This is a genomic window from Thermogutta sp. (genome assembly GCF_014359955.1).
Taxonomy (GTDB): Bacteria; Planctomycetota; Planctomycetia; order Pirellulales; family Thermoguttaceae; genus Thermogutta.
On sequence record NZ_JACIYL010000544.1, the window covers coordinates 1 to 3066 of the forward strand.

At 61.9% G+C, this 3066-nt stretch carries 1 protein-coding gene and 1 pseudogene; both read right to left on the reverse strand.

The window, feature by feature from the left end:
- Positions 1-328 (reverse strand): DNA polymerase ligase N-terminal domain-containing protein (locus H5U08_RS14170; protein WP_297034391.1); only part of this gene is annotated, 328 nt, incomplete at its 3' end.
- Positions 329-389: 61 nt separating this feature from the next.
- A pseudogene (locus H5U08_RS14175) lies at positions 390-3066 on the reverse strand (hypothetical protein); the annotation flags it as partial.

A 3066-nucleotide genomic window follows, 5' to 3' on the forward strand; every position in this document is an offset into this window, starting at 1 on the left:
ATTGACACTCGGGATCGACGAGAGAAAGTTTCGCCCGACCGCGCAACCTGTTCCCGTACAGAACAAGTTCCAGCATGAGCTCGGTGCGCTTGCTGAGAAGGTAGGTCCCCTCATCCCAGCGACGGACCGTACCGCGGCCACCGGAGATTTCTCCTTCGTATTCCAAATAAATCCTGCGATGGTCAGGCAGTTGCTGGGCAGAAATAATTTTTCCGGCGGCTGGTATTTCGGCAAGCGCCCATGTGGCGAGGAGCGTCGCCGTTTCCAGCATGAAGTCGTAATGAAGTCCGCGGGGGCTGTCGTGTTCCAGAATGACGAATCGGCGCATCGTCGCCCACTGCCTTATACCTCAGGGAGCGTCAAAATGAACCCCACCGCCCACGTTCATTTTAACGGTTGACGACGGTTGTGTTTCGTGTGACCGTAACAGGGCTTGAGAACCCCTGACAGGTGACCCGGGCGTTGATCTGTGCCGTCCCCGGCTTTTTGGCTGTAAGGCCAAGACGAAAGTGCGTGCTTTGCCCGGCGGGCAAAGGCCCATGAGCGACGAAAACGACCACACCGGGAGACGGCGACTCGACCTCATCCGGGGCGGAAGTCCTCTCCGGATTCCACGCGAAGCTGTCCGGGATTGTCACGGCAAGTCGGATGTCAGACAGCGGACTGTCGCCGGAATTGGTGACAACAAATTCCACGGTTTTCGACTTGCCGATGGCGATCGGTTCGTAGCGATCGATAATCGACACGTTGACCGGACATGCACTCGCGGAGTCTCCCGAAGCGGAGTTCTCGGCGGGAGGTGTCTGGGGACTCGGCACGTCAGATTTTGACGGGGGCGTTTCGGTGATGGGCGGTCGGCCGCGGACGGTCGGCGTTGGCACTGCCGGCTCAATCCGGACGCACGCCTGCTGCACGATGGAACCGCCGTCCGGACTGACGAGTTCGCCACGGCAACAGGCCTGCTCGCTCGTCTTCAGGGCCCGCAGCTCCACCTGCCGGCGGATGGGTTGATTGGGCGCCACCGTATTGAGGGTCCACGTGATGACATCGCCCTCGAGTTGGTAGCCGGCGCTTGCTCGAAGGGGCTCCCACGCTTCATCGAAGGAGCACCGCAGTCGAAGATTGGCCAGCGCGCTCGGGCCGGTCACCGTAATCTCGCACGTGAAGACGGCTGATTCTCCCAATTTAACAGAACTCGGGCCGGTTATTTTGAAGTCCACCGATTGGAGCGCTGGACTGGGAGTGGATGGAGTGGGCTGAGAAGGTGGAGTGGCTGACGGTGAAGGCACGGCGGATCCAGGACTTGCCCCAGGCAATGCGGGTTGCGGTGTCGCGGGGCTGGACGTGCCCGGAAAATTCTGACTGGGTAAAGAGGGTTGGGTCCCCGGTGATGGAGTGGTGGAAAACGGAGGCGACGGAGGTGCTCCTGGGCCGGTGGCGGACGACGTTCCTGGCTGAGCGGCTCCCGATGGGGGAGCGGCTGGGAGGTTGGTGCCGGCCCCCGGCGTTTCCGGCTGGGCTTCGAGACATGTCGACTGCGAGGCCAGAATACCGGCTGGCCCGCTGACCTGCACGGTGTGGCACCACCGTCCTGCCTGCACCACTTTGAAAACCACACCAATTGTTTTTGTTTCACCAGGCTGAAGCGTTCCGGGGAGGTCCCGTTCCACGGCCCCCTGGGCCACTGCGTGCTGAAGACCTCGATCAAACGTATCCTTGACGAGGAGGTTGCCAAGCGGAGCGGTGCCGCGATTCGTGATCGAAATGACGAACGTCACTTCCTGCCCTACGGTTGCGCGCTCAGGTCCTTGCACACGCAATTCCACCGTGCCCGTGGTGGGAGAGGTGGCAGGAACTGCTGCACCGGCCGATATCGTGGCGCAATGCTGGGCACGCAGGCCGCCCGCTCCCTGGGCTTCGGCACACAGAGAACCTGTGGCACCCTGGGAGGCTTCAATGACCACATCGAGCGTGCGCATCTCATGTGCGTTCAGCCGCCCGATGTTCCACGTCAAGGTGTTTCCCGACACGGAAGCGACAGGCGTGGTACTCCGCTGCGTGAACCCAGCGGGCAGTGTGGCTGTTACGATGACATTTTCCGCGGGGAGGTCGCCCGGGTTATTCACTTCGATGCGAACGGTTGTGCTTCCGCCGGCTGCGACGGTAGGGGGAGCGTTGACCCGTACCGCGAGCTGGGCGGCGGACCAGGTGACAAGCGTCTGTCCCGAGGCCACCAGCAACTGTTTCCCAGCGGCCCCGGGGGCATCTCCCGGACGGATAATCTGAACGCTGATCTGTGTCGAACCGCCGAGCGGCTGAGTCTGGTAAATTTCGGCAACCGCTTGCCCCGAGGAATCGACGGGGACTTCCACGGACGTGGAGCCCTCCGGAGCGAATACAGCGTTAACACCGCCGGTAATCTCGTAGCGGACTTTCCATCCGGAACAGGGCGAGCGGTCTCGCTGCCGGGTCACGGTCGTGACGAGTTTATGGCGGGAACCAGCGGGGACGATCGCCGGCGGTGGGAGCGTCCACTGCGCATCCACCCAGTGAATCGTGGCTGTCTGCACCCGACGATTCCAGCTATGGACGCAGGGCACATAGACCTGCACCACGGAGGTGCCCTCAATGGGACTGGTCAGACTCACCCACGCCTGACCGGGTCGAATGATGACATCGTCATTGGGATCCACCGTGCCGCGAGTGAGCCGCAAATACTGCCGCGTGGTACTTGTGATGACAAAATGCTCGTTGACTTTCCGCGGTCGGGTAAAATCCCCCACCAGATAGTCGATGAGTGTCGCCCGATTGAAGTCGACAAAGGCGCCGACTCCACCGGGCATGATGGTCCACTCCACACGCTGATTCGTCAGCATGTACTGGTCCTGGCCGCGAACGCTGGCCACAAGGATCACCTCTGTTCCCACGGCCGCCGCCGTTTCCTGCGGCACGACCGTGAATTCTGAACAATCTCCAGGAAGGATGGGGCCCGGGACTTCTCGGTAGTATTCCCCGGACGCAGCAGGGGGTGGAGCAGTACCGGGAACAGCGGCTGGCGGAGGGGTG